This window comes from Nonomuraea sp. NPDC059023 (assembly GCF_042740095.1).
Classification (GTDB): domain Bacteria; phylum Actinomycetota; class Actinomycetes; order Streptosporangiales; family Streptosporangiaceae; genus Nonomuraea.
On record NZ_JBHYIO010000003.1, the window covers coordinates 232,069 to 255,165 of the forward strand.

At 71.9% G+C, this 23,097-nt stretch carries 19 protein-coding genes; 9 read left to right on the forward strand and 10 right to left on the reverse strand.

What is annotated here, in order from left to right; translation table 11 throughout:
• Positions 1-62: 62 nt before the first annotated feature.
• The gene (locus ACFWYW_RS07050; protein WP_379611700.1) at positions 63-1,202 is read right to left on the reverse strand and encodes a sensor histidine kinase; all 1,140 of its coding nucleotides are present in this window, start codon (positions 1,200-1,202) and stop codon (positions 63-65) included.
• Positions 1,203-1,246: 44 nt separating this feature from the next.
• A complete protein-coding gene (locus ACFWYW_RS07055; protein ID WP_379611698.1) occupies positions 1,247-1,849 on the reverse strand; it encodes a sulfite oxidase-like oxidoreductase in 603 nt (200 codons plus the stop codon).
• Between the two features lie 211 nt (positions 1,850-2,060).
• Between ACFWYW_RS07055 and aroF the strand changes: the two genes are divergently transcribed.
• On the forward strand, positions 2,061-3,089 hold the full coding sequence (aroF, locus tag ACFWYW_RS07060; protein WP_379611697.1) for a 3-deoxy-7-phosphoheptulonate synthase: 1,029 nt from the start codon (positions 2,061-2,063) through the stop codon (positions 3,087-3,089).
• Positions 3,090-3,443: 354 nt separating this feature from the next.
• Here the strand turns inward: aroF and thiI are convergent, their stop codons facing one another.
• From thiI to macS, 3 genes are all read right to left on the reverse strand, one after another.
• A complete protein-coding gene (gene thiI, locus ACFWYW_RS07065) occupies positions 3,444-4,661 on the reverse strand; it encodes a tRNA uracil 4-sulfurtransferase ThiI (RefSeq protein ID WP_379611696.1) in 1,218 nt (405 codons plus the stop codon).
• Between the two features lie 41 nt (positions 4,662-4,702).
• Positions 4,703-5,347 carry a response regulator transcription factor gene (locus ACFWYW_RS07070; protein WP_184975872.1) on the reverse strand — a complete coding sequence of 215 codons (645 nt, stop codon included), beginning with the start codon at positions 5,345-5,347 and terminating at the stop codon, positions 4,703-4,705.
• Positions 5,348-5,798: 451 nt separating this feature from the next.
• Positions 5,799-6,896: a MacS family sensor histidine kinase gene (gene macS / locus ACFWYW_RS07075; protein ID WP_379611695.1), complete on the reverse strand. Its 1,098-nt coding sequence runs from the start codon at positions 6,894-6,896 to the stop codon at positions 5,799-5,801.
• Between the two features lie 115 nt (positions 6,897-7,011).
• Here macS and ACFWYW_RS07080 point away from each other — a divergent pair, with 115 nt between their 5' ends.
• Entirely contained in the window at positions 7,012-7,860 is an 849-nt protein-coding gene (locus ACFWYW_RS07080; protein ID WP_379611694.1) for an MHYT domain-containing protein, read from the forward strand.
• Between the two features lie 63 nt (positions 7,861-7,923).
• Complete coding sequence (locus ACFWYW_RS07085) at positions 7,924-8,742, forward strand: MHYT domain-containing protein (RefSeq protein ID WP_379611693.1); 819 nt, start codon at positions 7,924-7,926, stop codon at positions 8,740-8,742.
• Between the two features lie 164 nt (positions 8,743-8,906).
• Here the strand turns inward: ACFWYW_RS07085 and ACFWYW_RS07090 are convergent, their stop codons facing one another.
• Entirely contained in the window at positions 8,907-9,932 is a 1,026-nt protein-coding gene (locus ACFWYW_RS07090; protein ID WP_379611692.1) for a 6-phosphofructokinase, read from the reverse strand.
• A 112-nt stretch (positions 9,933-10,044) separates the two neighbouring features.
• Here ACFWYW_RS07090 and ACFWYW_RS07095 point away from each other — a divergent pair, with 112 nt between their 5' ends.
• Together ACFWYW_RS07095 and ACFWYW_RS07100 are read left to right on the forward strand one after the other, a co-directional pair.
• Entirely contained in the window at positions 10,045-11,496 is a 1,452-nt protein-coding gene (locus ACFWYW_RS07095) for an FGGY family carbohydrate kinase (protein WP_379611691.1), read from the forward strand.
• Between the two features lie 52 nt (positions 11,497-11,548).
• Complete coding sequence (locus tag ACFWYW_RS07100; protein WP_379611690.1) at positions 11,549-12,274, forward strand: Clp protease N-terminal domain-containing protein; 726 nt, start codon at positions 11,549-11,551, stop codon at positions 12,272-12,274.
• On the opposite strand, the gene ACFWYW_RS07105 is transcribed toward ACFWYW_RS07100, so the two are convergent.
• Positions 12,269-13,624: a N,N-dimethylformamidase beta subunit family domain-containing protein gene (locus ACFWYW_RS07105; RefSeq protein WP_379611689.1), complete on the reverse strand. Its 1,356-nt coding sequence runs from the start codon at positions 13,622-13,624 to the stop codon at positions 12,269-12,271. The genes ACFWYW_RS07100 and ACFWYW_RS07105 overlap by 6 nt on opposite strands.
• Before the next feature lie 47 nt (positions 13,625-13,671).
• Positions 13,672-14,583 (reverse strand): lactonase family protein, encoded by a 912-nt coding sequence (locus ACFWYW_RS07110; protein WP_379611688.1) that lies wholly within the window; start codon positions 14,581-14,583, stop codon positions 13,672-13,674.
• A 94-nt stretch (positions 14,584-14,677) separates the two neighbouring features.
• On the opposite strand from ACFWYW_RS07110, the gene ACFWYW_RS07115 reads away from it, so the two are divergent.
• Positions 14,678-15,535: a GNAT family N-acetyltransferase gene (locus ACFWYW_RS07115; protein WP_379640926.1), complete on the forward strand. Its 858-nt coding sequence runs from the start codon at positions 14,678-14,680 to the stop codon at positions 15,533-15,535.
• On the opposite strand, the gene ACFWYW_RS07120 is transcribed toward ACFWYW_RS07115, so the two are convergent.
• Positions 15,532-17,721, reverse strand: coding sequence for an MMPL family transporter (locus tag ACFWYW_RS07120; RefSeq protein WP_379611685.1), 2,190 nt, complete (start codon positions 17,719-17,721; stop codon positions 15,532-15,534). The genes ACFWYW_RS07115 and ACFWYW_RS07120 overlap by 4 nt on opposite strands.
• Before the next feature lie 94 nt (positions 17,722-17,815).
• Here ACFWYW_RS07120 and ACFWYW_RS07125 point away from each other — a divergent pair, with 94 nt between their 5' ends.
• A complete protein-coding gene (locus ACFWYW_RS07125) occupies positions 17,816-18,406 on the forward strand; it encodes a TetR/AcrR family transcriptional regulator (RefSeq protein ID WP_379611684.1) in 591 nt (196 codons plus the stop codon).
• 9 nt (positions 18,407-18,415) lie between these two features.
• Here the strand turns inward: ACFWYW_RS07125 and ACFWYW_RS07130 are convergent, their stop codons facing one another.
• Positions 18,416-19,123 carry an IclR family transcriptional regulator gene (locus ACFWYW_RS07130; RefSeq protein ID WP_379611683.1) on the reverse strand — a complete coding sequence of 236 codons (708 nt, stop codon included), beginning with the start codon at positions 19,121-19,123 and terminating at the stop codon, positions 18,416-18,418.
• 83 nt (positions 19,124-19,206) lie between these two features.
• Between ACFWYW_RS07130 and ACFWYW_RS07135 the strand changes: the two genes are divergently transcribed.
• Together ACFWYW_RS07135 and ACFWYW_RS07140 are read left to right on the forward strand one after the other, a co-directional pair.
• Positions 19,207-20,340, forward strand: a complete 1,134-nt coding sequence (locus tag ACFWYW_RS07135) for a pyridoxal-phosphate-dependent aminotransferase family protein (protein ID WP_379611682.1) — start codon at positions 19,207-19,209, stop codon at positions 20,338-20,340.
• Positions 20,337-23,087, forward strand: a complete 2,751-nt coding sequence (locus ACFWYW_RS07140) for an FAD-binding and (Fe-S)-binding domain-containing protein (protein WP_379611680.1) — start codon at positions 20,337-20,339, stop codon at positions 23,085-23,087. The genes ACFWYW_RS07135 and ACFWYW_RS07140 overlap by 4 nt, the downstream gene beginning before the upstream one ends.
• The last annotated feature ends 10 nt before the right edge of the window (positions 23,088-23,097 follow it).

Consider the following 23,097-nt stretch of genomic DNA (forward strand, 5'->3'; position numbering starts at 1 on the left):
TCCACGCTGCCGCAAGAACGCCCTGCTCACAAGTGACACGCCTACGTTGAGTAAAGATTTGACTACAAAGAGCTAGGCCGGGTCTTGGGGACGCGCAGCCGTACGCGGGTGCCGGCGCCCGGCGCGGTCTCGACCGCGAGCCCGTAGTTCTCACCGTAGATCTGGCGCAGCCGCACGTCGACGTTGGCCAGGCCGATGCCGCCGCCCTCGCGGCACGGGCCGTCGTCGAGCACCTGCCTGGCGTGCTCGGGGTCCATGCCGGCGCCGTCGTCCTCGACGGTGATGTGCGCCTCGGGGCCGGCGTCGCGGACCACCACGCGTACCTCGCCCGCGCCGCCGGCGGCGCGCATGCCGTGCTTGATCGCGTTCTCGACGAGGGGCTGCAGGCACAGGAACGGCACCGGCACCGGCAGCACCTCCGGCGACACCTGGACGGTGAAGCGCAGCCGGTCGCCGAACCGGGCGCGCTCCAGCAGCAGGTAGCGGTCGACGCAGGTCAGCTCGTCGGCCAGGGTCGTGAAGTCCTGGGCGCGGCGCAGCGCGTACCGGGAGAAGTCGGCGAAGTCGAGCAGCAGCTCTCGCGCGCGGCCGGGATCGGTGCGCACGAAGGAGGCGATGGTGGTGAGGGCGTTGTAGACGAAGTGCGGCGAGATCTGCGCGCGCAGGGCGCGCATCTCGGCTTCGAGCGCGCGGCGGCGGGAGGTGTCGAGCTCGGCGAGCTCGAGCTGGCCCGAGACCCAGCGGGCGACCTCGGTGACGGTGCGCACGAGCGCCGCGCTCAGCTCCTCGTCGTAGGCGGCCAGCGCGCCGACCACCCGGTCGTCGACGGTGAGCGGCACGACGACCGCGCCGTGCGGCTGACCGGCGAAGACCTCCGCCCGGCCCGAGGTCAGCGCCGCGCGGGCGTGGTCGAGCACCTCGTCCGTGCAGGGCCCGTCCCACGCGAGTGCCGCGTCGGTGGAGGTGATCGCGAGCGCGTGGGTGCCGAGCAGTACGCGCAGATGCCTTACGGCCTTGCGTGCGGACTCCTTCGTGAGCCCGCCCCGCAGGGACGGCGCGGCCAGCGCGGCGATGTGCAGCGTCATGAACGTCGCCTCGTCCTTCCAGCCGCCTTCGGGCAGCTCGGGGCGGCGGCGCGCGACGAGGTAGCCGAGCGCGAATGCCAGGAGGGAGGCGAGCGCCACGGAGGCGGCGATCGACATGCGGCAAACCGTAGCCCGTCACGCGGGGTGTTCGGGCGGAAACGCTACGGTGGCCCCTCCCCCGGCTCCTCTTGATATGAGTAGCGCTGCTCTCGCCACGGATCGGCCACGTTGTGGTAGCCGCGTTCCTCCCAGAAGCCGCGCCGGTCCTCCAGCAGATACTCGATGCTGCGCACCCATTTCACGCTCTTCCAGGCGTAGAGATGGGGGACCACGACGCGCAGCGGGAAGCCCCGGTCGGGACTGATGGGCTTGTCGTCGAGCTCGGTGGCGAACAGCGTCTCCGGGGCGGTGAAGTCGGAGAGACGGACGTTGGCGCTGTAGCCGTACTCCGCCCAGATCATCACGTGCGTCACTCCCTCGGCGGGCGGCGCGACGGCGAGAATCTCCTGCGGGCTGACGCCGCGCCACTCGTTCCCCATGATCGAGAACTTGGTGACGCAGTGGAAGTCGGCGAGCACGCCGGTGTGCGGCAGCTTCTCGAACTCCGGCCAGCTGAAGCGGTGCATCTCCCCTGACGCGGTGGCGCCGAAGACGCGGAAGTCCCAGCTGTCGGGCTTGAACTGCGGCACCCGGCCGTAGTGGATGACGGGCCGGCCGCGCGGGACGTACTGGCCTGGGGGCAGGCGCGACTCCTCCTCGTTCATTCGGCCATCCTGTCATCGCCCGGCGTACGGCTCGTCGCCGGGTAGGAGTGCGCTACTATTGCGGCCTATGCGCACCGCATTCATCTTTTGGTATGGCGACGGACCCGTGAGGACCGATCGCCATGTGGCGCTGCGCTAGCAGACACAGACGATCGAAAGGCCCCGGGTCCGTAAGGATCCGGGGCCTTTCGCATGTTCAGAGGAGAAAACCATGGTCATCGTGATGGGCCCCGAGGCCACCCAGGACGACGTCGCCGCGATCGTCGCGGTCGTGCAGGCGGCCGGGGTGGAGGCGTTCGTGAGCCGGGGCGTACGGCGCACGATCGTCGGACTGGTCGGCGACGTGGCCCAGCTCGACCAGGGCAACCTGCGCGGCATGGCCGGGGTGCGGGACGTGATGCGCGTGTCCACGCCGTACAAGCTCGTCAGCCGGGAGAACCATCCCGAACGCTCCACCGTGCACGTGGGCGGGGTGCCGATCGGCCCGGACACGGTGACGCTGATCGCCGGGCCGTGCGCGGTGGAGACGCCGCAGCAGACGCTGGACGCGGCGCTGATGGCCAAGAAGGCCGGGGCGACGTTGCTGCGCGGCGGGGCGTACAAGCCGCGCACCTCCCCGTACGCCTTCCAGGGCCTCGGCGAGGCGGGCCTGCGCATCCTGGCCGACGTGCGCGAGGAGACCGGGCTGCCGGTCGTCACGGAGGTCGTGGACGCCCACGACGTCGAGCTGGTCGCGTCCTACGCAGACATGCTGCAGGTCGGCACCCGCAACGCGCAGAACTTCGCGCTGCTGCAGGCGGTCGGCGCGGCGGGCCGGCCGGTGATGCTGAAGCGCGGCATGAACGCCACGATCGAGGAGTGGCTGATGGCGGCCGAGTACATCGCCCAGCGCGGCAACCTGGACATCGTGCTGTGCGAGCGCGGCATCCGCACGTTCGAGACGGCCACGCGCAACACGCTGGACGTGTCGGCGGTGCCGGTGGCGCAGCGCCTGTCGCACCTGCCGGTCATCGTCGACCCGTCCCACTCGGGCGGCCGCCGCGACCTGGTGCTCCCGCTGACCCGCGCGGCCATCGCGGTGGGCGCCGACGGCGTGATCATCGACGTCCACCCGGCGCCGGAGACAGCCCTCTGCGACGGCCCCCAGGCCCTGGTCGACTCTGACCTCGACGTGCTCGCCGACGTGCTCGCCACCCTCCCCCCGCTCCTGGGCCGCACGGCCTCTGTCGCGCTGTCTTAAAGGCGCTGATCCTTTACGGCCCAACGCTGTCTTAAGGGCGCTGATCCCTTACGGCCCAGCCGCCCCCACCACCACCCGCCGACGCGCGCCGGCGGGTCGGCGGGATCGCTTCTCACGCTGGACGAACGCGCCACCGTCACGGGCCTTCGTGAACCACCCGACGGGGCAAGCAAGAACCCGCGACGACCTCGTGGACCCCGCCAGGCAACACACCCCGGAAACCGGCCCGTAGAGATCCCATGGGCCGGCCGAGCGGGGAGCCTTTTGGACCGGGTCGCAGAGGTTTTGTGGTGGTCCCGTGGTTCCGGCTGCGAAGGTCTTGTGGGTGGGCCGGGGTTCTTCGTTGGCTGGGGTTCAGGCGGTGGGGCTGACGCCTTCCAGGGTGTATTCCTGGATGGAGTCGGCCAGCTGGACCGCCAGTTCTTCGGCGTCGAGGCGCTTCTCGATCTGCTTCAGGTCCTCGATCTTGGCCCGGGTCTCGGCCCGCTTCGGCGCCAGCAGCGAGCAGCAGTCCTCGTCCGGCAGCTCGGAGATGGCCAGCGTGTCGATCCGGCGCGCCTCCGCCATGATCTCCGTCTTGTCCCAGCCGACCAGCGGCCGCAGGATCGGCAGCTCGACCGCGTGGTCCTGGGCGGTGATGTTGGCGAGGGTCTGGGAGGAGACCTGGCCGAGCGCGTCGCCGGTGATCAGGGCGGCGGCGCGGATGCGGTGGGCGACCTCCTCGGCGGTCTTCAGCATGAGCCGTCGCTGCGCGATGACCGCCAGCCGGTCCTGGCCGGAGTTGCGGATGGACTGCTGCGCCTTGCCGAACGGCACCACCCACAGCCTCGACCCGCCCTGGAAGCGGTCGAGCTTGCGCACCAGCGCGTACGCCTTGTAGATCGACTCGCTCGTCGTGAACGGAATGCCGGAGAAGTGCAGGAAGTCCACGTGCAGGCCGCGGCGCATCATGCGGTAGGCGGCGACGGGCGAGTCGATGCCGCCGGACATGAGCACGAGCGCCCTGCCGCTGGAGCCGACGGGCAGGCCGCCCTGGCCGGGCAGGCCGTCGGTGAACACGAACACCTCGTCGCGGTCGACCTCGATGTGGAGGGTGAGCGCGGGGTTCTTGAGGTCGACGGGCAGGCCGTACTCGTCGTTGATGGCGCCGCCGACCATGCGGTCGAGCTCGTTGGAGCGCAGCGGGAAACGCTTGTCGCGGCGGCGCGAGCGGACGGCGAAAGTGGCCTTGCGGGCCGCCTGCTCGGTGTCGCGGACCAGTTCGAGACCGGCCTTGACGACCGTGTCCGGGTCCTTGGCGACCCGCCAGGCGCGGTGGATCCAGACCAGCCCCGGCACGTCGGCGACCCGGGCGGCCACCGCGTCGGCCTGCTCGACGGTGGTGCCAGTGGGCAGGAAGATGGCGATCACGCCGTGCCGCTTGCGCACGTCGACCTTGATGTCGAGCTCGCGCAGCGCGTTGCGGATGTTGCCGATCAGGCGGCGTTCGAACAGCTCGCGGTTCTTGCCCTTGAGGACGATCTCGCCCAGCTTGAGCAGTACGCACGGCTCACCCAGGGCGGTGATCGTCATGGGGGTCCTCCGATATTTCCAGTGCTTTCGACCTACCGAGTTTAGTCCTCGTCCAGACCACGCTCGATCGCATATCGGACCAGCTCCACCCGGTTGTGCAGCTGGAGCTTGTTGAGAGTGTTCTGGACATGGTTCTGCACGGTCCGGTGGGAGAGCACCAGCCGGTCGGCGATCTGCCGGTACGACAGCCCCTTGGCCACGAGCCTGAGCACCTCGGTCTCCCGCTCGGTCAGCCGCGGGCCGTCCTCTTCCTGCGCCGGTTGGGCCGCCAGCCTGCGGTACTCCCCCAGCACCAGCCCCGCCAGCCCCGGCGTGAACACCGCGTCACCCTCGGCGGTCCGCCGTACCGCGTCGAGAAACTCCTCGCGGGAGGCCGACTTCACCAGATACCCCGAGGCCCCGGCCTTGACCGCCGCCAGCACGTCGTCCTGTTCGGCGCTGGCCGACAACACGAGCACCCGGGGCGGGCTCTCCAGCCCGCTGAGCCCCTGCGCCACCTCGGCGCCCGACAGATCCGGCAGTTGCAGATCGAGAACCACGACCTCGGGCCGCACCGCCCCGGCCACCCGGATCGCCTGCCGCCCCTCCCCCACGGCCGCCACGACCTCGTACCCGGCCTCCGCCAGATCCCTGGCCACCCCGTCACGCCACATCGGGTGGTCGTCCACCACCATGACCCGCACCATGCCCGCAGCGTACGGCAGCGGGCTAGGGCCCCAGAAGCGGTCACCGCCCAGACCCCAAGGGGGCAGCAATCCCGGCACCCCTCCACAGACGCACCCGGAAATCACCCGAACGCCTGGCCGCGAAAGCGACACAGCGCCCCGAACGAGAAGGGCGACACCCCGGCAGCTCGGGCCGACGCCCCGAGGCATGGGCACGTGGCGAGCGAGCGCCAAGCAGGCGATGCCGCCTGAAGCACGAGCGAAGGTGAGACACCTCCCGAGAGACGGCCGCGCCCGGGAGGGGCGACACCGCCGCCAGAGGCCGGGCGATGCCGGGACGGGCAGCGCCGGGGCGGGCGGCGTCGGGAGGCGATGCCGGGACGGGCGATGGCGGGGCTTGTGGAGGGGCGCACGATCGTGCCCAAGGCGGGTGCGAGCGTGGAAAGGCGAACCCCCAAAGCGCGACGACGCTCTAGGGCCGGACGGGGATCCTGATTTCGATCTCGGTGCCCTCGCCGGGGGCGGTGATGATGGTGACGGTGCCGCCCGCGTCGGCGATGCGGCCCTTGATCGACTGGGCCACGCCCATCCGGCCGTCCCGCTCGGCCTCCTCCAGGCGGCCAGGGGGGATGCCGTCGCCCTCGTCCCTGACGCTGACGATGACGCAGTCCTCCTCCTGCTCGGCGAAGACCCAGGCGCGGGCGTCCGGCCCCACGTGGGTGCGGACGTTGTCCAAGGCCGCGCCGACCGCTGCCGCGATCTCGGCCGCCGTGGCCGGGGGCAGGACGATGGGGGTGGCGGGGGTGGAGACGGTGACGGTGGCGGAGCCGTACCTGGTGAGGAGGGAGCGCAGGTCGCCGGAGGGGGCGGGGCGCAGGGAGATCAGGTCGCGCAGGGCGGCTTCCTGCTCTCCGGCCAGGCGCCCGAGTTCGGCCGCCTCGCCGCCGATCTCCTGGCCGCGCCGCTGCACCAGCGCGAGCACCTGGAGCACGGAGTCGTGGATGCCGCGCGAGAGGCGGTCGCGCTCGCGCTGGGCGGCCTCCATCTCGGCGGCCCGCTGCATACGTTCCTCGGCCTGCTTGGCCAGGCGCGCGACGTGGCCGACCACGACGCCGGACAGGAACAGCAGGACGGCGCCGTTGATGAGGACGGGCGCGTCGGGGGTGCGTACGCGCAGCCAGACGTCGGCCGCGGCGACGATGGCCGCGCCCAGGGCGCCGAGGCGGCGTCCGCCGTAGACGGCCCAGGCGAGCACGGGCCCGGCGATCCAGGTGGCGGGCAGCGGCATGACGCCTTCGGCGTATTGGTAGGGCCCTTCCACGTACGGCGAGGCCAGCAGGCAGGCCAGTGTCACCAGCATGTCGATGACCAGCAGCGGCCAGCCGCGCAGCGCCTCCACGGAGTAGGCGAAGATCGACGCCGCGGTCCACAGTGCCATGAGGCTGAGGACGAACCACCCCATGACGGGCCGGGCGTACCCGTCGTGCTGAACCAGGAGCACACCGGCGTAGACCAGCGACGCGATCCTGAAGACGGCGATCGCGCGCCAGAACGGTCCCTCGATACCCATGAATCATTCTCACGTTTCCGACAGGGGCGGTTGACAGATAGTCGAAGTATCCATGCGAATCGGGCCACACCACTGCCAGAATCCGGTGATCCCTAATGCAAGGAAATATCGATACATGTCTACCGCTGTTAATCATTTCACCCACGGCCCGCTCACCCCGGCCCTCGCCTACGTGATGTCGTGCATCGGGTCAATGCTCGGACTGCGGCTGACCGCTCAGGCCCACGCCTCGCGCGGTGGTTCGCGGGTGCGCTGGTTGCTCGGCGCGGCCGTATCGATCGGCGGCACCGGCATCTGGGTCATGCACTTCATCGCCATGATGGGCTTCGACATCGAGGGCACCCCGATCCGTTACGACGTCCCGCTGACCGTGGCCTCCGCGCTCGTCGCGATCGTGGTCGTGGGCACCGGCCTGTTCCTCGTCTCCTACGGCGGCGGCCGGGTGCTGGCGCTGCTCGGCGGCGGACTGCTCACCGGCCTCGGCGTGGCGAGCATGCACTACCTCGGTATGTACGCCATGAACATGTCCGCCCACGTCTCCTACGATCGCCTGACGGTGGCCCTGTCGGTGGCGATCGCGGTCGTGGCCGCGACGGTGGCGCTCTGGTTCACGCTGCGGGTCAGGCGGCCCATCTGGATCGCCGCCGCCGCCCTGGTCATGGGCGTCGCGGTGGCCGGCATGCACTACACGGGGATGTTCGCGATGACCGTCACCCCGCACCACGCGCCCGCGCCGGTGCCCGGCGCCGACGCGCTCGACTTCCTCGTGCCGCTCATGACCGTGATCAGCCTGATCACGCTGACCATGCTGCTCATGGTCATCCTGTCGCCCTCGGAGGAGGAGCTCCACGAGGACGCCGAGCTCCTCGCCAGGCTGGAGCTGCGCAGGCGGACGTCACAGCAGCTCACCTACCCCGCGCCGGCCCCCAGGCCGCAGCCCGCGGGGAGGTCGCGCCGCCGGTAGTTGCACAGGCAGCGACCTGGGCCCCATACTCCCCTTGCTTTACTCATCAAGGGACGCATGCCCATGTCAGCTGTCGATCACTTCTCCTTCGGGTTCCTGACACCCGCTCTCGCCTACGTGATGTCAAGCGCGGGCTCCATGCTCGGCCTCCTGCTGACCTCCCGCGCCCGCCTCGTCGGCGGTCGTGAGGGCCGGTTCTGGCTGGTCGGCGCGGCGCTCGCGATCGGCGGCACGGGCATCTGGACGATGCACTTCATCGCCATGATGGGCTTCGCCGTCACCGGCACGCCCATCCGCTACGACGTCACGCTCACGGTGGCCTCGGCGGTCCTCGCGGTGGCGGTCGTGGGCGCCGGGCTCCTCCTGGTCGGCCGGGGCGGGTCCCGCCCGCCGTACCTGCTGGGTGGCGGCGCCCTGACCGGGCTCGGCGTCGCCGGCATGCACTACCTCGGCATGGCCGCCATGAACATGTCCGGGCACGTGCACTACGACCCGCTCGTCGTCGCCCTGTCGATCCTCATCGCGGTCGTCGCGGCCACGGTGGCGCTCTGGTTCACGCTGCGGGTGCGGGGCGCCTGGCGCATCGGCGGGGCCGCGCTCATGATGGGCGCGGCGGTGTCCGGGATGCACTACACCGGCATGTTCGCGATGTCCGTGGAGCTGGTGCCGTCCGCCGGGCCCATCCCGGGCTCGCGCGCCCTGGACTTCCTGCTGCCGCTCATCGTGGGCCTGTGCGTGGTCACCGTCGGGCTGCTGCTGCTGGTGATCCTCTCCCCCTCGGAGAAGGAACTGCGCGGCGAGATCGCCTTCCAGGCCAGAAAGGCCGCCAGAGACGACGAAGGCGCGCCGGAGGTGAATCTCTTCGGCACGCCTCGCGGTTGAGCTATGTCCTGGGTACGGCTCGCGCCCCGGTGGGCCGCCGATGCTTCCGCGGCGCGAGCCGTACCCTGAGAGGGGTTGCAGCGGTTCGTCTAACCCCGCTGCGTTGAAAGGTACGGCCTGCCGCTTGCAAGCCGCTTACGGATGATCACGGTCCGCTTGCACGCTCAGCCGAAGAAGACCTCGGCCTCCGCGTAGCGCTCGTCCGGGACGGTCTTGAGCTCGGCCGTCGCCTCGTCGAGACCGACCCTGACGATGTCGGTGCCGCGCAGCGCGACCATGGAGCCGTAGGCGCCGTCGTGCACGGCGTCGATCGCCTGCAGGCCGAACCTGGTGGCCAGGACCCGGTCGAACGCGGTCGGGGTGCCGCCGCGCTGGATGTGGCCGAGCACGGTGGTGCGGGCCTCCTTGCCGGTGCGCTTCTCGATCTCCTTGGCCAGCATCTCGCCGATGCCGCCGAGGCGTACGTGGCCGAAGGAGTCGAGCTCGCCGGTCTGCAGGGTCATCTGGCCCTCGATCGGGTGGGCGCCCTCGGCGACGACGATGATCGGCGAGTAGCGGGTGCGGAAGCGCGACTCCACGTACTCGCAGACCCGGTCGATGTCGAAGGGCTTCTCCGGGATGAGGATGACGTTGGCGCCGCCCGCCATGCCGGCGTGCAGCGCGATCCAGCCGGCGTGCCGGCCCATGACCTCGCAGATCAGCGCACGGTGGTGCGATTCGGCCGTGGTGTGGAGGCGGTCGATGGCTTCAGTGGCGATGTTGACCGCGGTGTCGAATCCGAAGGTGTAGTCGGTGCCCGACAGGTCGTTGTCGATCGTCTTGGGCACGCCGACGACCTTGACCTCGCGATCCCACAGCTGCTTGGCCACGCCGAGCGTGTCCTCGCCGCCGATGGCGATCAGCGCGTCGACGCCGCCCGCCGCGAGGTTCTCCTTGATGCGGTCGACGCCGCCCTCGATCTTGATGGGGTTGGTCCTGGACGAGCCAAGTATGGTGCCGCCGCGCGGCAGGATGCCGCGTACGGCCTGGATGTCCAGCGGCATCGTGTCCCCCTCCAGGGGGCCACGCCAGCCGTCACGGAATCCGACGAACTCATGACCGTAAACACTCACGCCCTTGCGGACGACGGCCCTGATCACAGCGTTGAGACCGGGGCAGTCGCCGCCGCCGGTGAGCACTCCAATACGCATGGCGGGTTCCTCCCAATGGGGTTCACGACCCAGAATCGCATTGTGCCCGTGGCCTCGGGCAGTGGTCTAGACCAAAATTCACGGCCCAGATTAGTAACAGGAAGGCGGTTCCGTGACTGTTTTGGCCATTGACGCGGGAACGACTGGAGTCACCGCCCTGATCGTGACCGAGGACGGCCGGATCGAGTCCCGGGGATATGAGGAGTTTCCGCAGCACTTCCCCGAACCGGGCTGGGTCGAGCACAACCCGGAGGACATCTGGCAGGCCACGCTCGCCGCGTGCGCGACGGCCCTGCGCGGCGCGCAGTCGCCGCCGTCGTGCGCCGGGATCACCAACCAGCGCGAGACCGCCGTCCTGTGGGACCGGCGGACGCTGGCCGCGCCGCGCAGGGCCGTGGTCTGGCAGGACCGCCGCACGGCCGGGATCTGCGAGCGCCTGCGCGCCGCCGGACACGAACCGCGCGTGTCGGAGCTGACCGGCCTGCGCCTCGACCCGTACTTCACCGCCACCAAGCTCACCTGGCTGGCCGAGCGCGACCCCGCCGCGTGGGCGGGCGTCACCTCGGGCCGCACCGCGCTCGGCACCGTCGACAGCTACCTCGTCGCCCGCCTGACCGCGGGCGCGCGCCACGTCACCGACCCGTCCAACGCCTCACGCACTCTCCTGTACGGCCTGGCCTCCGGAACCTGGGAGCCGGAGCTGTGCGAGCTGTTCGGCGTCCCGGAGTCCGCGCTGCCGGAGATCGTCCCGAACTACGGCCCGATCGGCCGCACGGACCCGGACGCCTTCCTGGGCCTCGCCCTGCCGATCAGCGGCATGGCAGGCGACCAGCAGGCGGCCCTGTTCGGCCAGACGTGCTTCGCGCCCGGCGAGGTCAAGTGCACCTACGGCACCGGCTCGTTCATCCTGACCAACACCGGCTCGGAGATCGTCCGCTCGGATGCCGGGCTGCTGACGACGGTGGCGTGGCAGAGGCCGTCGGGCGAGCTGACGTACGCGCTGGAGGGCTCGATCTTCGTGACCGGCGCGGCCGTACAGTGGCTGCGCGACGGCCTGGGCGTGATCGGGACGGCACCCGAGTCGGAGGCCGTCGCCCGCACGGTCCCCGACAGCGGCGGCGTGGTCTTCGTGCCCGCGCTGACCGGCCTCGGCGCCCCGCACTGGAACCCGCAGGCGCGCGGCCTCATCACCGGCATCACCCGCGGCACCACGCGCGCCCATCTGGTGCGCGCGACGCTGGAGGCGATCGCGTTCGAGGTGCGCGACGTGGTGGAGGTGATGGGCGGCTCGGTCGCCGGGCTGAAGGCCGACGGCGGCGCCAGCGGCAACGACCTGCTGATGCAGGTGCAGGCCGACCAGCTGGGCGTGCCGGTGGAGCGGCCGGTCGTCCAGGAGACCACCGCGCTGGGCGCCGCCTTCCTGGCCGGTCTCGGCTCCGGCGTCTGGGACTCGGCCGAGGAACTGCGCGCGACCTGGCGCCTGGACCGGCGCTTCGAGCCCGGCGCCCGCGACGACGCCGCCTACGACCGCTGGCGCGCCGCCGTCGCCCTGACCAAGCAGTGAAATCGTCAACCAGAGGTTGACGTATTCGCGATCGTCAACCTATCGTTGACGCATGGATGGAACCGTTCGTCTCGACGACATCATCAACGCGATCAAGAAGCGCCACCCCGACGGCGACCCTCTCGGCGAGCTGTCGGACGCCGTGTTCATGGGCGAGCACCTGGGCGAGGTGGCCGACCACCTCATCGGCCACTTCGTCGACCGGGCCCGCCACTCCGGCGCCTCCTGGACCGAGATCGGCCGCAGCATGGGCGTGACCAAGCAGGCCGCCCAGAAACGGTTCGTCACCAAGGAGGGCTCGCTGAGCGACGACCTCTCCGCCTACACCCGCTACACCGAGCGCGCCCGGCGCTGCGTCGTCGGCGCGATGGAAGAGGCCAAGGCCACCGGCCACGACCACATCGAGCCGGCCCACATCGTCCTGGGGCTGCTGCACGAGCCCGAGGCGCTGGCCGGCCGGTCCATGGTCGCGCTCGGCGCCTCCCTGGCCACGGTCAAGGAGGCGATGCGCAACTCGCTGCCGCCCGGCACCGGCGCTCCCGGCCCGCAGGTCCCGTTCTCCGCCCAGGGCAGGAAGATCATGGAGCTGACCCTGCGCGAGGCCCTGCGGCTCGGCCACAACTACGTGGGCACCGAGCACATCCTGCTCGGCACGCTGTCCCTGCCCGAGGCGGCCGAGGTCCCGGCGCTGATCGTGCTGGAGGGCCTCGGCGTCACCAAGGAGGCGGCCGAGCGGGAGATCCTGCGCATGCTCGGCGAGATCACCGGCGGGTCATAGCCGGCCGGCGGGGCCCTTGGCGAACCTGGCCAGGATGTTCGCGGTGGCGCGGCGGGTGAAGGCGGCGGCGTCCTTGGTGACGCCGTGGCCGCAGCGCCGCCCCCGCATGCCGCACACCCAGCGCATGGTCCCGCTGGCGAACACCCCGGCGCCGCTGGGCGCGACGTAGTAGGTGCTGTGGGACACGGTCTCGCGGCCACCGCAGTCGACCGGAGACTCGGCCAGCACCTCCACCTCGCGCGGCGAGCCACGCGAGATCCGGTCCGTCTCCACGCCTGCCATGCCGGGGAAGCGGCGCCCGCGGGTGCCCTCGAAGATCCAGTGGCCCGGTTTGCGCACCACGTACGCCGCCTCCGCGGGGAAGCAGTCGTACATCTGCCCCACCAGCGAGCTTTCCGGCGCGACGCTGCGCCAGAGCGGGCAGCGCGTCTCCTTGTCGCACTCGACCACCCGCCCGCTCAGCCCGATCTTCCAGTAGACGGCGTTCGCGCCGAGAAAGGCCAGGTTGGCGCCGCGGTCGCGGGCGCGGGTGACGGTCTCGCGCATGTCGGCCGTCCAGTACTCGTCGTGGCCGAGCGAGACCACGGCCCGCGCCCCGTCCAGCACGCCGGGGCGCAGGTCGAGCGAGGTCAGGTAGGCGAGGCGGACGCCGCTGCGCTCGGCCACCTCGATGGCGTCCTTCTCCAGGTCGAGGAAGAGGCGGGCGCCGTTGGTGTCGTAGGGGCGGTCGAAGGTGACGGCCCGGGAGCGGGCGGCGAAGCCGCCGGGCCCCTCGTAGAGGTCGCGGCCGCCCCAGCGGTTGTAGGCCTGCCAGGTGGTGACCGCGTTGACGATCACCACGCGGCCGGCGGTGGCGGCCGACCTGACGGTGATCGGCACGTACCGCTGACCGCCGGTGGAGGCGTCCAGGCGCAGCAGGTAGGCGCCTTCCGGCCAGCCGGCCGTGTGCACGCGCAGCGACGGCTTCCAGTGGGCGGCGCTGACCATGCGGGCCGCTCCGGTCCTGGGCGCGGCCTGCCGTACGCCGGAGACCTGGCCGGAGGCCCACACCTGCGTGACGGGCGCGCCCATGCGGAAGGCCCGCACGGTGAAGCGCGGCGCCGTCGTGGACACGCGCAGCCAGAACCGCTCGCCCGGCAGGACACTGACGCGGTCGGCGTAGCCCTCGATCTCGTGTTCTGCGCCCTGCCCGGTGATCCGCCACGGGACCGCGCGCGAGGGCGCCGCGGCGTCCGGCGGCGCCGCGGGCGGAGCGACGGGGGCCGGAGCGGCGGCGGTGCAGGCGGCGGCCATGGTCAGGGCCAAGGCCGCGGCCACGGCACGGGCGGCGGCCGGGAAGAGCGTGCGCACGAGCGCTCATGATCACCGTCGCCGCCCGGGGGCGCGGGCGGCTTTGCCTACACCGGCAGCACGCAGGCGGGACTCTTGACCGCGATCGTCTCACCGGTGGGGGCGGGCAGGCCGCCGCCCAGGGTGAAGGCGTCGACGGTGCCGGAGTTCTGGTTGGCGATCCAGAGGGTGTCGCCGGCGATGGCGAAGTGGCGCGGCCAGTCGCCGCCGGAGGGGAGTTCGGCGAGCTTGTCCCCGTCGGCGGTGAAGACGGAGAGTGTGTTGGGGCCGCGGTTGAGTATGTAGAGGCGGCCGTCGGCGGCGTCGACGTGGGCGGGGAAGTTGACGCCCGCGGCGGCGCTGGCCGGCGCCTGCCACAGTTCGCGCCAGCCGTCGGCGTCGTAGGCGCGCAGGGTGCCGTCGAGCTCGCCGGCCACGTAGACGCGCCCGTCCGGGGTGAAGACCAGGTGGCGGGGGCCCATGCCGGGTGCCAGGCGCACCGGTTCGAGCGCGTCGCCGGTCAGCGTGTAGCGGCGGATCTCGTCGGTGCCGAGGTCGGAGACGTGGAGCACGTCACCGTGGAAGACGCACTGGTGGGCGTGCGGGCCGCGCTGGCGGTCGGGGTGGGGGCCGGAGCCCTGGTGGGGCAGCAGGATCGGCTCGCCGGTGAAGCGGCCGTCGGCGTCGAGGTGGTGCAGGCTCGCGACGCCGTCGCCGTAGTTGGCCGCGGCCAGCAGCGTGCCAGACGGGTGCACGGCCAGGTGGCACGGGCTGTCGCCGCCGCTCGTCCGCCGGCCGGTCTCGCTCAGGCCGCCGCCGGTCGCGTACGACAGCAGCACGCCCTCGCCGAGCTCGCCCGCGGCGTACAGGACGGGCAGCGCCGGGTGCGCGGCCAGGAAGGAGGGAGACGGGGCCGGGGTGATGCCTTCACCGGCGGTGAGAATGCCGTCGCCGTAGGAACCGACGTAGAGCTGCGTCACGGGAGAGTCCTCTTCATGGTTGACTAGGGCAATGAGTTCGTTGACGGAAGCAAGGGTCTTTGAGGTCAGGGCCTTCAACCGGTTCTATACGAAGGTGATCGGCGTCCTCCAGGCAGGGCTGCTCGACTCCCCTTACTCGCTGACCGAGGTGCGGGTGCTGTTCGAGATCGCGCACGCCGGCGAGCTGGAGACCGGCGAGCTGCGGGCCCTGCTCGACCTCGACGCGGGCTACCTGAGCCGCATGCTCACCCGCTTCGAGAACGACGGCGTCATCTCCCGCCGCCGCTCCCCCCACGACGCCCGCAAGCAGCTCGTACGGCTCAGCCCTCTTGGCGCCGCCACCTTCGACCGGCTCGACGAGCAGGCGGCCGGCGAGGTCGCGGCGCTGCTGGCCGGGCTGACCGAGGAGGACCAGGGGCGGCTGGTGGGCGGCATGGCCCTGATCCGCCGCCTGCTCGGGGACCCGGCGGCGGTGGCCGGGCGGGAGCCGTACCTCATCAGATCCCCCCACGCCGGGGACCTGGGCTGGGTCGTGCAGCGGCACGGCGCCCTCTACGCGGAGGAGTACGGCTGGGGGCTGGCCTTCGAGCAGACCGTGGCCGGGATCTGCGCCGCCTACTCCCCCGAGTGCGACGCCGGGTGGATCGTCGAGGTCGACGGGCAGCGGGTGGGCTGCGTGTTCTGCATGCGCAGGGACGAGGAGACGGCGCAACTCCGGATGCTGCTGGTCGAGCCGTCTGCCAGGGGGCTCGGCATCGGGCAGAGGCTGGTCGGGGAGTGCCTGCGGCACGCGCGGGAGCAGGGGTTCAAGCGGATCATGCTGTGGACGCGCGACGACCTCGTGAGCGCGCGCCGGATCTACCAGGCGGCCGGGTTCGCGCTGGAGTCGGAGGAGAAGGGCGAGGAGAACGGCGTCGCGGTGACCGAGCAGATCTGGTCGCGGGCGCTCTAACGCCTCCTGGGCCACCAGTTCAGCGGGCCGGCCAGGCGCATGGCCGCCGGGACCAGGATCGCCCTGATCACCGTGGCGTCGGCCAGGACGGCGATCGCCATGCCGACCCCCAGCATCTGCACGAACGACACGCTCGCCGTCGCGTAGGCGGCGAACGAGGCCGCCAGGATGCCGCCCGCCGCGGTGATGAGCGGGGCGCTCTTGCGCAGGCCCGCCGCGACCGCGCGGGTGGTGTCGCCGGTGCGGTCGTACTCCTCCTTGATCCGCGACAGCAGGAACACCTCGTAGTCCATGGACAGGCCGTAGGCGACGCAGAGCATGAGGATCGGGATGCTGGCGTCCAGCGTCCCGGTCGCGGTGAAGCCCAGCAGCCCGGACAGGTTGCCCTCCTGGAAGATCCAGACGATCGCGCCGAACATGACGCCGAGGCTGAGGAGGTTGAGGAGGGTCGCCTTCAGCGGGATGAGCAGGCTGCGGGTCATGGCGAACAGCAGGACGAACGTGACGCCCAGCATCAGCGCCAGCACGAGGGGCAGGCGCTCGACGATGGAGGCGCGGTAGTCGGCCAGCTCGGCCGGGTAGCCGCCGACCAGCCGCTCGAACGGCGCGGGGGTGGCGCGGACCGCCGCCACGAGGTCGACCGGGTCCCCGGCCAAGGCGTGGGCGGACGGGACCACCGACAACCACGTGCCCCGGGCGGCGGGGCCGAACCTGGCGGGGTCGCCGTCGCCGGTCCGCTCACCCCGGGCGTAGGAGCCGGCGGCGGAGTCGACCTGGGCGACGCCGGGCAGGCGGGAGAGTGTGGCGGCATATGCCGAAATGTCGCCCGCTCCCGAAATATCGCCTGACGGGGTGCTTGTGGCGACGATCTGGATGGCGTCGGTCTCCTCGGCGGGGAAGTTCTGCCGGATGACGTCCTGGGTCTGCCGCGCGGGCGCGGACGGCGGCAGGATGCGGTCGTCGGCGGTGCCGAAATTCAGGCCCAGGAACGGCGAGGCCAGCACGAGCAGCGCCGCCGTGGCCGCGCCGCCGTACAGGAGCGGACGCCGCATCACACGCACGGCCAGCCCGTGCCAGAACCCCTCGCCCCGTACGGGCCGCTCCCGCTTGGGCAGCATGACGCCCCCGGCACTGGCCAGTACGGCCGGCAGCACCAACACCGCCACCGCCACCCCGCCCGCCACGACCGCGATCCCCGCGTACGCGAACGAGCGCAGGAACCCGAACGGCAGCGCGAACAGCACGGCCAGCGAGGCCGCCACGGTCAGCCCGCTGAAGATCACCGTCCGGCCCGCGTGCTCCACCGCCCCGGCCACCGCGTCGGCCCGTTCGCGCCCGGCCCTGGTCTCCTCGCGGAAGCGGGCGATGACGAACAGGCAGTAGTCGATGCCGAGCCCGAGCCCCATGGCGAGCGTGAGGTTCAGCGCGAACGTGGACACGTCGGTGAACACCAGGACGCCGCGCAGCAGCGCCAGCCCGACCGCCATCGCGAACACCCCGGCCAGGATCGGCACCAGCGCCGCGACCGCCCGCCGCAGGTACCACCACAGCAGCGCGAACACCAGCGGGAAGATCACCAGCTCGGCCCGGACGAAGTCCTGCCGGGCCAGCGGGACGGTCTGGCGGAACACCTCCTCGCCGCCCCCGGCCCGTACTGCGGCCACTCCGGCGACCCCCTCGCCCATCCTCGGCACCAGGACGGGCAGGATCGTGCCGCGCACGTGGTCGGCGTCGCCGGGGACACGGACGACGATGAGCGCGTGCCGGCCGTCGCCGCTGCGCAGGGTGGCGGGGTTGCCGCGGGTCCAGTAGGAGGCGGCCTCGGCCACGCCGGGTGTGGCCTTCGCGCGGGCGGTGAGCTCGCGCCCGGCGGCGGCCACGGCCGGGTCGTCCACGCCGCCCTTGACCGCGGTGACCAGGAAGACCAGGTCGGGGCTGCCGGTCTGGAACCGGTTCACCAGTTCGGCCTGGGCCCGGTCCGACTCCGAGCCGGGCGCCTCGAACCTGGCCAGCGACAACCTCGGCACCGCTCCTGCCGCCAGCGCGGCGGCGGCCACGAAGGCGAGCAGGGCCAGGGACAGGACGAGGCGGCGGCGCCGTACCAGGAAATATCCCAGCTTGCGGAGCCTCGGCAGTGGTGGTGGCGGCGCTTTCGCGGCGCGCGGACGGGCCGGCACGGCGGTCATGAGACTTCTCCCCGAAACTCGGTAAACTGCTCGTGTTTTGCTGTCCCAGCCAGAAATACAAGTAAATGCTCGTATTTGTCAACGAGGTGTGCCCATGACCGAGCGACCCGTCCGCAGGCAGGCGCGCGGGCTCAAGCGCATGGCCGAGATCCTCGACGCCGCCGAGCTGGTGATCGCCGAGATCGGCTATCCGGACATGACGACCAACCACGTCGCGGCGCGGGCGGGGCTGTCGCCGGGGTCGCTGTACCAGTTCTTCCGCAACAAGGAGGAGATCCTCGACGGGCTCGTCGCCCGCTACACCGACGAGCGGCAGGAGTTCTGGGCCGGGCGGCTGGCCGCGCTCACGCCGGAGGTGCCGCTGGAGGTGCTGGTCGGGCAGCTGGTCGACGAGAGCGTCGCGTTCAAGTCGCGCGCGCCCGCCTACTGGGCCCTGTTGTACGGCTCGGCCACCGGCGACCGCCTGGCCTCCGCCGCGGCCCGCCTGCACGCGGCCATCGCCGCCAACGTGGCCGCCATGCTGCGCCGGCGCGCACCCGATCTGCCGCAGGCGCGCGCGCTCACGCTGGGGACGATGGCGGTGGCGATGGTGAAGGCGGTGATGCCGCTGCTCTCCTCGTCCCCGGACCCGGACGAACTGGTCACCGAGCTCAAGATCGCCCTGACCCGCTACCTCGCCCCCTGAGCGCGGGGGTCAGAGGGCGGCGGCGATCCGGGCGGCGGCTTCGGTGACGAGCTTGCCGCACTCCGGGCGCAGCTCGTCGGTCATGCGGGTGGCGGGGCAGGAGACGCTGAGGGTGGCCACCGGCCCGTCGGCGCCGAGGACGGCGGCGGCCACGGCGGCGATGTCGGAGCGCCACTCCCCCCGGTTGCCGGCCCAGCCCTGGGCGCGGATCGCGGCCAGTTCCTCCCGCAGCACGGCGGGGTCGGTGATGGTGGCCGGGGTGTAGGACTCCAGCTCGGGCAGTTCCCCGGGCAGGTGGGCGAGGACGGCCTTGCCGTTCGCCGAGGCGTGCAGCGGCAGCCGGATGCCGAGCGGGAGCACGATGCGCAGGGGCTTGTCGGTCTCCAGGCGCTCGATGAGCACGACGGCGTCGCCCTCCGGGACCATCAGGTGCACGGTCTCGCCGGTGCGCTGCCGCAGTTCCTCCATGACCGGCAGCGCCACGTCGCGCAGGCCCAGCTCGGCGCGCCGGCCGACCTGAAGCGCCTTGGTGGTGACCAGCCAGCGGGTCACCTCGCCGCCGGCCGGCCGGATCCAGCCGGCCTCGTGCAAGGTGCGCAGCGAGCGCTGCACCGTGCTCTTCGGCAGTCCGAGCGCGCGCGACAGCTCACCCACGCCGATGGGCTGGCGGGCGGCGACCTCTTCGAGAGCGCGCAGGGCGTTGACGACGTTCTGCATCCATTGACTCCTTCGACGACCCGCTTCTAAGGTTAGTGAACCGCACCACGGCACGCTGTGCCGCTACACGGCACGGAGGAATCGTGCACTTCCTGCAGATCCCAGGCCCCACCAACGTCCCGCACCGCGTCCTGCAGGCGATGGCGCGCCCGACCATCGACCATCGCGGACCGGAGTTCGCCGAGCTCACGCTCGACCTGCTCCCCCGTCTCGCCGCGGTCGTCCAGACCGGCGGCGACGTGGTCGTCTACCCGTCCTCGGGCACCGGCGCGTGGGAGGCGGCACTGGTCAACACGCTGTCGCCGGGCGACCGGGTGCTGGCCTTCGAGACCGGGCACTTCGCCATGCTCTGGTGCCGCATGGCCGCCAAGCTCGGGCTGGAGGTCGACCTCGTCCCCGGCGACTGGCGGCACGGCGTGGACCCCGACCTGGTCGCCGAGCACCTGACCGACGAGACCGCCGCCGTCATGGTCGTCCACAACGAGACCTCGACCGGCGTGCGCAGCCGCGTCCCCGAGATCAGGGCGGCGCTCGATCGCGCCGGGCACCGGGCGCTGCTGCTGGTCGACACGATCTCGTCGCTGGGCTCCATCGACTACCGGCACGACGAGTGGGGCGTCGACGTCACCGTCGGCTGCTCCCAGAAGGGCCTGATGCTCCCGCCCGGCCTGGCCTTCAACGCGGTCAGCCCGAAGGCGCTGGACCACCAGGGGCGCCTGCCGCGCGCCTACTGGGACTGGCGGCCGATCATCGAGGCCAACCACTCCGGCTACTTCCCCTACACCCCACCCACCAACCTGCTGTACGGCCTGGCCGAGGCGCTGTCCATGCTGGAGGAAGAAGGGCTCGCCCAGGTCTTCGCCCGGCACGACCGGCACGCGGAGGCGACGCGGCGGGCCGTACGGGGATGGGGGCTCGAGGTGTTGTGCGCCGACGAGCGGGAATACTCGAGCGCGCTGACCGCGGTGACGGTGCCGAACGGCTTCGACGCCGACGAGGTGCGGCGGATCGTGCTGGAGCGCTTCGACATGTCGCTCGGCACCGGCCTCGGCAGGCTCGCCGGGCGGGTCTTCCGCATCGGCCACCTCGGCCACTTCAACGACCTCATGCTCGCCGGCACGCTGAGCGGCGTCGAGATGGGGCTGCGGGCGGCCGGGGTGCCGATCAAGGACGGCGGCGTCCAGCGGGCCCTGGCCTACCTGGAGGGCGGGGCGTGAGCCTCGCGCGGACGCTCGGGCCGCTGCTGGCAGGCGAGGTCAGGGACGACGACTACACCCGCCACCTGTACTCGTCCGACGCCAGCATGTACGCCATCGAGCCCCTGGCCGTCGCCTACCCCAAGCACACCGACGACGTACGCGCACTGGTCACGGCCTGCGGCGGCCTCGGGGTGCCGGTGCTGCCCAGAGGCGCGGGCACGAGCCTGGCCGGGCAGACCGTGGGCGCCGCGGTGATCGTGGACTTCTCCCGGCACATGAACCGCATCCTGGAACTGGACGGCGACCTGGCCCGGGTGCAGCCCGGCGTGGTCCAGGACCAGCTCAACCGGGCCGCGGCCAAGCACGGGATGATGTTCGGTCCCGACACCTCGACCAGCAACCGGGCCACGATCGGCGGCATGATCGGCAACAACTCCGCCGGCAGCCACTCGATCCGCTACGGCTCGACGATCGACCACGTGCGGGCCCTGAGCGTGGTCCTGGCCGACGCCTCCACCCCCGACCTGGCCACGGACGGGCGGCTGCGCGCCGGGGTGGACAAGATCCTGGAGAACCTGGACCTGGCGGGCTACCCGCGCTTCTGGCGCCATTCCGGCGGCTACCGGCTCGACCGGGTCACGCCGGACGACCTCACCCCGCTCGTCGTCGGCTCCGAGGGCACGCTGGCCATCGTCACGGAGGCGACCGTGCGCCTCGTGCCGCGCCCCACGACGCGGGCGATCGCCGTCGGCCACTTCACCGGGACCCTGTCCGCCATCGCCGCCACCCACGAGGCCCTCGCCCTGGACGCCGCCTCCGTCGAGCTCATGGACAAGGCCATCCTCGACCTGTCCCGGCAGCGGGTGGAGTACGCCCGGCTCGGCGACATCCTGGAGGGCGATCCGGAGGCGCTGCTGTTCGTGGAGTTCTTCGGCGACGACGCGGCCGGCAAGGTGGACGAGCTGGCCAGGGCCTGGAAGGCGGGCGGGCACGGCTACCACACGCTCCGGGCCGTCGGCAAGGAGCAGCGCGAGGCCGTGCTGAAGGTGCGCAAGGCCGGGCTGGGACTGCTGATGGCCTCCAGCGTCGGCAGCCGGCGCCCGCTGGCCTTCGTCGAGGACACCGCCGTGCCGCCCGAGGCGCTGGTGCCGTACGTGGCGGAGTTCGAGCGGATCCTGGAGCGGCACGGCATGAAGGCCGGCTTCTACGGCCACTGCTCGGTCGGCTGCCTGCACGTACGCCCGTTCGTCGACCTGCGCGCCCCCGGCGAGATCGCGGCCATGCGCGCGGTCGCCGAGGAGATCGCCGAACTGGCCGCCCGCCACGGCGGCGTGAACTCCAGCGAGCACGGCGACGGCCTGGCCCGCTCGGAGTTCAACGAGAAGCTGTTCGGCCCGGCCGTCTACGCGGCGATGCGGGAGGTCAAGCGGTTGTTCGACCCCGGCAACCTGCTGAACCCCGGCAAGATCGTGGACGCCGCCCCGATGACCGAGCACCTGCGCGACCCCTCCCGCCCCGAGCCTCCGCCCCTGCGGACGGCACTGGCGTTCGCGGACGGCATGCACGCCGCCGCCGACCGCTGCATGAACATCGGCGCCTGCCGCAAAGAGGACACGGGCGTCATGTGCCCCTCCTACATGGCCACCCGCGAGGAGGAGCACTCCACCCGCGGCCGGGCCAACGCCCTGGTCAAGGCGCTGTCCTCACCCGACCCCCGGGCGGCGCTCGGCGAGGAGCGGCTGCACGGCATCCTCGACCTCTGCCTGGAGTGCAAGGCGTGCACGTCGGAGTGCCCGCTCGGCGTGGACATGGCCTCGCTGAAGAGCGAGGCGCTGCACCAGTACCACCAGACCCACGGCGTGCCGCTGCGCTCGCGGCTGTTCGGCGCGATCCGCACGCTCAACCGGCTCGGCTCGGCCACCGCGCCGCTGTCCAACCTGCTGGCCGCCCCGCTGCGCGGCGCCCTGGGCCTGGCCCGGCAGCGCCGGCTGCCCCGCTTCCAGCGCGACACGCTGCCGCGCTGGCACGCCCGCCGTACCCCGGCCCCCGGCCGCCTGGGCGAGGTCATCCTCCTGGCCGACTCCTTCACCTCCTTCACCGAGCCCGCCATCGGCCGGGCCGCCGTCGAACTGCTGGAACAGGCCGGCTACACGGTACGGCTGGCCGCCGAAGGCTGCTGCGGCCGGTCGAGCCTGTCCAAGGGCCTGCTCGACCGGGCGAAGAGCATGGCGGACGACATGGTCGGACGCCTGTCGGCCTCGGACGCCCCGATCGTCGGCCTGGAGCCGTCCTGCCTGCTGACGCTCAAGGACGAGTACGCGGCGCTCCTGCCCGGCAACCCCCGCGTCCAGGCGGTGGCCGGGCGCGCCCGCCTCGTACCGGAACTGCTGCTCGAAGCCATCGACGGCGGCGCGCTGCAGCTCGGCGACGCTCTCAGCGGCCGCACGATCCTCTTCCACGGCCACTGCCACGAGAAGGCCGTCACCGGCACCGCGGCCACGCGCGAACTGCTCGCGCGCATCCCCGGTGCGCGGGTGAGCGAACTCGACGCCGGCTGCTGTGGCATGGCCGGATCGTTCGGGTTCGAGGCCGAGCACTACGAGTTGTCCATGAAGATCGGCGGCCTGCGGCTGTTCCCAGCCGTGTCCGCCACTGCCGAGGACACCCTGGTCGCGGCCACAGGGGTGTCCTGCCGCCAGCAGATCGCGCACGGCACCGGCCGCACCGCCCGCCATCCCGTCGAACTCATCCGACTGCTGACCTGACTCGGGGGAG